Source organism: Actinospineispora acaciae DSM 45401 (genome assembly GCF_000620785.1).
Classification (GTDB): domain Bacteria; phylum Actinomycetota; class Actinomycetes; order Mycobacteriales; family Pseudonocardiaceae; genus Pseudonocardia; species Pseudonocardia acaciae.
The window spans coordinates 1-8,676 of record NZ_JIAI01000048.1; the positions used below are offsets into that span (position 1 = coordinate 1).

General features: G+C 70.4%; 6 protein-coding genes. 2 read left to right on the plus strand and 4 right to left on the minus strand.

All coding sequences use genetic code 11. The features are described 5' to 3' along the window. Window positions 1–324: 324 nt before the first annotated feature. Window positions 325–1,524: a helix-turn-helix domain-containing protein gene (locus tag N912_RS59515; protein ID WP_037070410.1), complete on the plus strand. Its 1,200-nt coding sequence runs from the start codon at window positions 325–327 to the stop codon at window positions 1,522–1,524. Window positions 1,525–1,540: 16 nt separating this feature from the next. Here N912_RS59515 and N912_RS0147690 read toward each other — a convergent pair whose 3' ends face one another. The 4 genes from N912_RS0147690 to N912_RS0147705 all read right to left on the minus strand — a co-directional run bounded on the left by N912_RS0147690 (window position 1,541) and on the right by N912_RS0147705 (window position 5,872). Then, window positions 1,541–2,506, minus strand: a complete 966-nt coding sequence (locus N912_RS0147690; protein WP_245645964.1) for an alpha/beta fold hydrolase — start codon at window positions 2,504–2,506, stop codon at window positions 1,541–1,543. An 84-nt stretch (window positions 2,507–2,590) separates the two neighbouring features. Next, window positions 2,591–4,225, minus strand: a complete 1,635-nt coding sequence (locus N912_RS0147695; RefSeq protein ID WP_028927969.1) for a helix-turn-helix domain-containing protein — start codon at window positions 4,223–4,225, stop codon at window positions 2,591–2,593. A 401-nt stretch (window positions 4,226–4,626) separates the two neighbouring features. Beyond that, the gene (locus N912_RS0147700) at window positions 4,627–5,064 is read right to left on the minus strand and encodes a hypothetical protein (RefSeq protein WP_156994459.1); all 438 of its coding nucleotides are present in this window, start codon (window positions 5,062–5,064) and stop codon (window positions 4,627–4,629) included. A 139-nt stretch (window positions 5,065–5,203) separates the two neighbouring features. Continuing rightward, window positions 5,204–5,872, minus strand: a complete 669-nt coding sequence (locus N912_RS0147705) for a response regulator transcription factor (protein WP_028927971.1) — start codon at window positions 5,870–5,872, stop codon at window positions 5,204–5,206. A 1,365-nt stretch (window positions 5,873–7,237) separates the two neighbouring features. Between N912_RS0147705 and N912_RS0147710 the strand changes: the two genes are divergently transcribed. After that, window positions 7,238–8,676: hypothetical protein (locus tag N912_RS0147710; protein WP_028927972.1), on the plus strand; the 1,439-nt coding region annotated here is incomplete at its 3' end.

The window sequence follows — 8,676 nt, forward strand, 5'->3', positions numbered from 1 at the left end:
CAGGACGTGCACGCCACACACCGCGACCGGCAGCGGGTCCTCGGGGTCGTACACGGCGTGGACGTGGTAGTCGGTCATGTCCAGCAACAGGCCGAACGTCAGCGCCTCGGTCTGGGGTGGGGTCGGTTCGGGGCTAGCCATGGCAAGGCCCCCGGTTGGTGTTCCCGCGCAGCGCGCCGCGCTCGATATCGCGCACGTCGGCCAGTGTGTCCGTGTCCATTGCAAAGATCGACAGCGTGAGCCCGGCATTGGGGCGTAGCTTCGGTGGGAACTAGGCGTTGAACGCCGAGTTGGCCGGTTGTGAGACGGCGAGGTGTATGGACCGTGCTGGATCATTTGGGCGAGAACTTGGCTCGGCTGCGCGGGTCGAAGGGACTTACCCAGGAAGAGCTCGGGCACGTATCCGGGGTGTCCGTGGACACGATCAGCCGGTTGGAACGGGGCGCGCGCAGGGCGATCAGGGGCAGCACCCTGACCGCCTTGTCCGGTGCCTTGAGCGTTCCCGCCGCCGAGCTGTTGGGCATGCGTGCCGCTGAGCGTGACGCTCGAGGCGCGGACCAGCTCCGGCGCGCTGTGCACGCGCTCGACTTGCCGGACTTCGCCGAACCGGCCGATGTGCTTCCTTTGGAGCGGCTTGCCGAGGCGACCGGCGCCGCGTGGGCGGACTACCTGGCCGGGCGGCACACGGAGATGCTGGCCGGGCTACCGGCGCTGATGGTCGACACCCGTCGCGCCGTTCATGCCACCGAAGGCGACGACTCGGCGCACGCCGCCGGGTTGCTGGCGACCTCGTACCGATTGGCGGCGGGGCTCGCCGGGCGGTTGGACCTCACCGACCTTGCCGCGCACGCCGCGCACCGGGCGCTGCAGGTTGCGTCGCGCACGTCGCGGCCGGAGCTGGACGAGGCGGCGGCGCTGCGGTACCTGGCGTGGACGCTGGTTCGGCGTGGTGACTACGCCGAGGCGGAACGCATCGCGGTGCGCGCCGCTCAACGTCTTGACCCGGGTCTGCTGGCCGCCCCGGACCCTGACCAGGTAGGGGTGTTCGGGTCGTTGCTGTTCAACGCGGCCAGCGCCGCCGCTCGCGGTGGCAACCCGGACCGGGCCGATGAGTTGCTGCGGGTGGCCGCTGCCGCCGCTGTGAGGGATGGCCATGACCGGACCGGGGAAGCGGGGGTGTTCGGGCCTCGGGTGGCGGGTATGCAGGCGGTTGACCAAGCGGTGCGCGCTGGTGAGCCGGACCGTGCGATCGCGTTGTCGCGGCGCGTTCCGCCGGCCAGCGGATCCGTGCCCGCGTTCTGGGAGGCGGGGCATCGGCTGCACCTTGCGGCGGCCGCTGTGGACCTCGAGCAGTGGAACGACGCCATCGGGTTGATGGAGGTAGCGGCTGGACTGGCCGGGCAGTGGGCGCGAGTCCAGCCCCTTGGTCAGGTGGTGCTTGCGCAACTCCTTGAGCACTGGCCGTCTCGGCGTCCGTCCAGGCTGAGCGCGTTGGTCCCGGTCTACTCGCCGGACGAGAACTAGTACTCCAGCCGGACTTTTACCCTAGGTGGCCCGCCAGGTGCTCCAGGAGCAGTGCGGTTGTTCGCTCGGCAGCCTCTTCGGGCACGTTGTGCCCCACGCCGGCGAGCACTTCCAGTCGGTATGGACCGGTCACCCAGCGGGCCGTGGACCGTACCGCGCCCGCCGCGACCATGGGGTCGTTGGTTGTCGCCAGGAACAGCGTTGGTGCCGTGACCGGCTGGTCGTAGCCTTCGAAGTTGTTGGCCCGGTACCAGTGCAAGGCCGCGGTCAGCGCGCCGGGTTCGGACATCCGCCGGAAGTACTCCGCGCTGCGGGCCGGAGAGACCCCGCGCAGCGCCGGTGGGCCGGCGGACAGGATTTCGTTCTCGGGGATCGGCGCCGGCCGGCGGAAACGGTCCATGTATCGGGAGGCCGCTTGCTGGGCCGGATCGGTGCGTAGCGCCTCGGCGAACGCGCCTAGGTGGGGCACGGAGACGGCTGTCAGGGTCCGCACCCTCGAGCCGTATCGGGCCGAGGCGATCCAGGCAACGGCGGCGCCCCAGTCATGGCCCACCAGGTCGAACCGATCCCAGCCAAGCCGATCGGCGATGAGGCCCACGTCAAGGGCGGCGTGGTCGAGGTGGTAGTCGGCGACCTGGGACGGGCGTACCCCCGGCGAGTAGCCGCGCTGGTCCGGCGCGACAGCGAAATAGCCCGCCGCGCCGAGGGCGGCCACCTGGCTCTCCCACTCCAGCCCACATTCGGGGAAGCCATGCAGCAGCAGAACCGGCCGGCCCGAAGGCGGCCCGCCCGCGATCGCGTCGAAAACGCCGATCTTGGTATCAATCCGCAGCGCGCGGACCGCCGATGACTCCGAACCCGACGAAGCGCACCCGGCCGCGTCCAGCCCGACCGCGATGGAGCCCACCATGACCGCCGCAAACGTGCCGAACCGACGTCGAGAAGCCCTCATCACACCCCCGAAGCGAACCGCCTCGGCCAAGACTCCCAACGCCAGAGCCCGAGCGAATCCGGGGGACACCCTGAACCTCACCCGGGATCGGCCCCGGGTCCTCAGCCCGCACCCTCACCAGCCGCCGGTCGACGGGTCGTGGTTGCAGCGGGCCGTCGGGGTGTCGGCGGGCACGTGTAGCCAGCCTTGTTCGTCGCAGAGGTCGCAGGCGCCGATGGCCGCCCGGCGCCTGGCGATGTCGGCGCGGCGGGCGTGTTCGGCTTCGGCTTGTCGGCTGCGGCGCAGGGCCGGGCTGCGGCGTTCGATGTGGTGGATGATGCGCAGTTTGGTGGGGGAGAGGGTGGGGGTGGCGCGGGTGATGCGGGCGCGGATCCAGGCGCGGCAGTCGCGGACGTAACGGGGGAGGTGGGTGTATTCGGGGTAGCCGTGGAGTTGGTCGGCGAGGTCGTCCCAGGTCCATTCGTGCCGGTCGAGTAGGTGTGAGCCTCGGATCTGCGCGGCCAGCCAGCGCAGCGACACCCCGTCACAGATCCGAGGGTCCAGTCGGGAGTGCAGCAGCCAGTGAGCGGCGCGCACCGCCTCGGATTGATGGGGCGGGCAGACCCTTTGGTCTGGGCCGCGCGGAGCGCGTCTGTTGTCCACAGGGTGTACGTCACTGGACTTAAGTTGATCAGGGTAAGACACCAAGGGGGGATGGCCAATTTCGTCGACGTGCCCCGAACCGACGGCATCAACGCTGGTCACAGGGATGGCCTCGGCCGGGTCCACGGACAGCCGCAGCTCGTAGACCGGAGCGAGCCGCACCAGGGGCCGCTCCTCCGGTGTCCCGTCGGCCTCCGCCGAGACCGGGACATCGAGGGGCAGGGCCTGCTGGGCGGTCACCACGTCGGGTGCGTCGTCGGGCGGGTCGTCCCGGTCGCCGGCCCGAACCGCGTCCAGCTCGGCGCGCGCGCGGGCGATCGCGGCCTCCTCGGCGCGGACCGCGTCGAGCTCCCGGAGGTGGCGCCGCTCGCGTTCGGCCGTGGTCTCGTCGTCGGGCGCGGCCTGCTGGGGTAACTGGCAGCCGGGGACGACCTCGAACAGCAGGCCCTGCTGTTGGAGCCAGGCCACGCAGCGACGCACCGTGCGGGTGCTGCAGCCGACCGCGGCGGCGATCTCCTCCTGGGTCACCCAGGTCAGCGGGCGGCGGTCCCGGTCGGCGCAGTGGCGGAACACCGAGCTGATCCGCCACCAGCGACGCCGTTTGGCGGTGTACTTGAACTCGGTCCCGGCCTGTTCACGAATGCGGGCCTCGACGGCCTCGATCCACTCCTCCGGCGAATCCGCGGCGCGGGTACCCGGCGGCGCGGCCCGGTCGAGCACCCGGCGGGCCAGCTCGACCCTGGCCGGCACCGCGATGTGCCGTAGCACCACCCAGCGCACCCCCGACTCGACCAGCAACCGGTCGCTCGGATGCAGCGAGTCGTACTCGCCCGTGCCGCTGAACAGCGCATCGACCGCCGGGTCGAACACCAGCAGCGGCTCCAGCCGCCCGCCCCGCTCGCGGCCGGGGGAGAGCCTGGACCGCACCGCGGCCGCCCCGCCGGCGAGGTGCCAGCACTGGTCGCACACCATGAGGTCGTCGCAACCGAGCAGCCCGTCACCGACGACCAGCGGCGCCCGCCGACGCCCGTACGGACGGGCGCAGGCCACGCAGTCCGGGCGTGAGCCGGTCGAACGCGACCGGGGCGCGGCGATCGCGGCGGTCATGGCGCGACCGCCCGCGACCGCCTCGTGGCCTGGATGGATGTGTGCGGCGCGACCTGTGACCGCGAGCCGGCGACCGAGGACCGAGTGCCTGGCGAGGGCCGTGATCTCGATCCATCAACGGTCGGCGAGCACGGGGTGAACCCGCGGTGACGCCGCGTACTCACCCAAGTGGGAGAAATTCCGACCGTGTCGACGGTGCGATTCTTAAGACGCGCGCTATCATGGGAGCGCGCCCGCAAGCGTGCGCCTCCTTTCTCGGAAGGGGGCTGGGCACCCGGAGCTGCAACTCCGGTGTCCTCGATGTGAGGCCCGCCTCTCGTGCTGAGGGGCGGGCCTTAGTCGTCTTGATGAAGACTGTGCTCTGTCAGCCCATGTGCAGTTGTGGTGGCGCAGGCGTTTCGCTAGGCGGCCGGCTCGCGCCGAGACCGGACGGACAACTCCAGCTGCTCCTCTCTGGGCCGCTCAGGGGCGCCTTCGGGGTAGTACATGCTCACCAGCACCCGAGCCATGTGGCTGCGCCTGGTCAGGTTGCCGTTGCGTTGAGCATCCTGGTCGATGAGATTTCCCACCGCGCTGGGCACCCGGAAAGTCACCTCGAGCTCCTCATGCTCCTCGGGCGCGGGTGTGCCGTCGGTGGGGGTGCCGAGCTCGAGCTGCTCTCGGTCCAGCTCGCGCACCAGGTCACTTCGCCCGTAGAACGCCGACAGGCGGTCGGCGAGGAGCTGGCTTCGTGACGAGGCCCCGCAACGCCGCGCGTCCTGGTCGATCCGTTGGACCACCAGGCCTGGCAGGTAGACGTTGAGCAAGAGCCGTGGGCCCTTGTGTGACTTCCGGATCATGTCCACTTACCTCATCATGGCTCGCAACTGGCGACTGTCAGTTCCGACGCGCATCTTGCCGCGGTTTGATTTAGCTGATATTGGCGACACGCCGCGTGCCTCGTTATATTTCCCGGCGCACGGGCACTCCGACGCCGGCCTACTCGACCGCCGCCGCCGCCGCCAGCCGATAGCCCACCCCCCGGACGGTCTCGATCAACGTCGGGCGGCCGATCTTGGCCCGCAACGTCGAGATGTGCACGGCCACGGTGTTGCCCGCCGCGCTCCATGGCCTGTTCCACAGCCTGAGGGCCAACATCTCTCGGGTGCAGACCTCGTTCGCGTTCACCGAGATCAGCGCGAGGATCTCGAACTCCTTGCGGGACAGGCGCACCTCCGTGCCACCGACGGTGACGCTGCGCCGGCAGAGATCCACCACGACGTCCTGGAAGAAGACCTTCCCGGGCATTACTTCGTTGATCAACCTGCGCCGCGCCGCATGCATCCGAGCGATCAGCTCCTCGGCGTCCACCGGCTTGGCCAGGTAGTCGTCGGCACCCGCACGCAAACCCAGGATGCGATGGCCGACCTCCGCCCGCCCCGAGATGATGATCACGGGGAGGTTCCGGGTCGCACGGATCTGCCGGCAGACCTCCAACCCGTCGATGTCGGGCAGCGCCAGGTCCAGGAGCACCAGGTCGGCCTCGTTGAGGGCCGCCATGCCCTGTTGTGGGGAGAAGACGTGGCTGGTCCGGATCTCGTGCCGGGCGAACGACCTGGTGAGCGCCTGAGCCATCCGAAGATCATCTCCGACCAGTAGCACTCGCATCCGAGTCCAGTTCCTCCTGGTGTCGTGGCCGCGCCCACGGCGGCTTCCGCCACCCCGCGACGGGTACATGTCGTTTCGGTCGGCCGGGCCGCACCACGGCGCGATGCCAGCGATACCGCGCCGTGCGGCGCGTCGGGTCCGGCACGAGGAGCATGTGGCCTCTAGCGCGTGGAAGCCGGTGGCTCAACCTTCAATCAAGATCTTCATCAAATTTAAATCTTGCTATGGCAACCTAAAGTCAAGGACACCTCTTCCGGTGTGGTTCTCGCTGGCTTCCGTCGCCCCGGGAGGGACGCAACGGCCGGGGTCGTGGCTGCTCGCCGATCGGCAGGACAAGAGCCCGCATCGCATGGGCGAGGCCATCTCGGCCGCGGGCGTTACCACTCGGCGTGGCCATTACCCGGCGGATCCGGGCGCGGTCGAAGGCGACGGCCCCAGCGTTGGGTGATCGCCGGACGGCCCGCTCGGATGTGGCGAGCAGAAGGGCTAGACGCACAACGCTTCCGGACACGGAAAGACCACGCCAACCGAGGCGCGTACCGCCGCCTTTCCTCTCCATTTCGGTCGCCGCCGCGAATGTGGTCTGGTTCGCGGTCCCTCTCGCCCCGAGGAGCTCGCTTGCCCGGAGCGCCGGCGCTGGGCCGGCGGTGGCGCCGAAGCCAGACCGAAGCGGGAGAGAAGTGGGAGGGAAGGCTCGCCTGGGTATCTTTGGCGGGCACAAGCGGTCAGACTTGGAGCCTCGGCTCTGGGTGATGTGCCTTCGCGTGGTTTGCACCGTGTCGGCACCTGACCGTCTCTCAGCCAAACCTGCCCGGGTTGTCGCGTGGGTGCTGAGACAGATCGATACTCGGTTTCTCCCGCTCTCGGGAGTCTGAGGATGTTCCTCCGTGTGACGGCCCCCGCGGTTGGTTCCGATCACTCCGTCCGTTCGTGCCAGTTCGTGGCAGTGCCGAACCCCAGCTTGGAGTCGACGTTCAGATGTCTCCCGCAACCTCAGCCGGCCGGCGGCGCACGCGCGCCGTCGTGTGGCTGTGCGTGCGCGCGCTGACGTCTGGGTTGATGTCGCTGTCGTTCGGCAAGGTTCTGCTCGGCGCCGCGATGGTGTGGATGGCCGTCGCGTTCCTCTCGACCGGCGGCGGGAATTCCGGACAGGCCGACTCTCCGGCCAACTCGGCATCGGCACCCGGCGGCGGTCGGGTCGTCGATGCGGCCGGCGTCGAATTGGTGAGTTTCTTCGGTCAGGATTCCGACGACTCGGATGAAAATGCGGGATTGTCGGCGCCGCGGTGGGGCGGGTTCGGTGACACCCAGCCCGGCGCGAGTGGCGCGATTCCGGTATCGAGTTCGCACCGTGGCGGCCACCAGATGACGCCGAGCTCGTCCGGCTCTGTCTCCGGCGCGGTGTCCGCCGAGGGCACCGACTACTCCGCCACCCTGGACTTCGGGGTGGCCGGGTTGGCGCGCGGGGCGGCCGGCGCCGGGCAGCGGACGGGCTCCGCCGAGACGCCGACCGCGCGGTCGGCGTCCCAGCCCGAGCGCGCGACGCCGGCGAGCGGGCAGAGCGGCTCGGTGGGCGACTTCCTCCTCGGCCTGTTGGACCGGCTCGCTCAGGCGCGGACCGGTGGCGGTTCGAGTGGTACCGCCGCTTCGAGTGGCGGTGCGGCGACGAAGTCGACGCCGGAGCCGACAAGTGCCCGGCCGGCGACCGAAGCGGTCAGCGACACGGTGAGCGACACCGTGACCACCGCGCTCACTCAGGCCCGCACCGAGGCGCGCGCCGCGGCCAACCAAGCGTCGACATCGATCTCGACCGCGATGTCCGACCTGCCGCGCGGTCATGTGAGCTGTGGGCTGGCGTGCCAGGGCTCGCCGTCGCAGGGCTCGCCGTCGCGGCCGACCGCTCCGGGCAAGCGGCAGGTCGACCAGTTGATGGGCGGCGCCGTGGACCTGGCGTCCGACATCGTGTCCGCCGTGGCCGGCAAGTCCGCCGGAGACCGGACCCGCCGGGGCCTGTCCCAGGTCGCCGACGAGGTGTCCGAAGCGCTCGGGCAGGCCAGCAAGCTCAACCAGAACAGCGGCGCCGCCGGCACCGGAAACGCCCCCGCGACCCCGTCGCGGTCGGGGATGACCGAGCGCGCGACCAAGCAGGCCCACCAGACCAACACCGGCCCCGGCCTTACCGGGGACCGCGACTCGACCCGGCCCGAGTGCACCAGCGGGCCCGAATGCGCCGACGACTCGCACGCGCTGGCCGGCCGCAAGCCCGCCACCCAGGCCGCCCGAGGCCCACCGGCCGGCCGCGCACACCACCAGGCACGGCACCAGAACCAGAACAGCGAGCAGGGCTCCGCCTCCCCGGCACTGGCGCGGGCGTCGCAGACCAAGCTCGACAACACACAACTCAAGAAGATCTTCGGTCGGGCACAGGAGTTCACCCACGACCTGATCGGCGAGCTGGGCAAGCTGGCCAAGCACGCCGGGCGGCAGGACCACGCCACCGGCAACGGCGGCGAGTCGACCGGGCACACCGGCTCCGCGCGGCCGAACGGCTCGCACGGCCTGGCAAGCAAGATCAGCGAGCTGGTCGACAGCTACGTGACCGATCTGCTCAAGCTCGTCGGCGCCAACGGCGGCTCGGGCAAGGGCACCGGCGGCGGCTCCCACCAGAGCGGCGGCTCCCACCGGGGCGGCGACAGCGCGGACCTGGGTGAGCAGATCTCCGGGCTGGTCGACAAGTTCGTGTCCAACGTGCTCAAGCTCGTCGGCAAGAACGGCGGCGGCCAGGGCCACCAGCCCGACCGCAA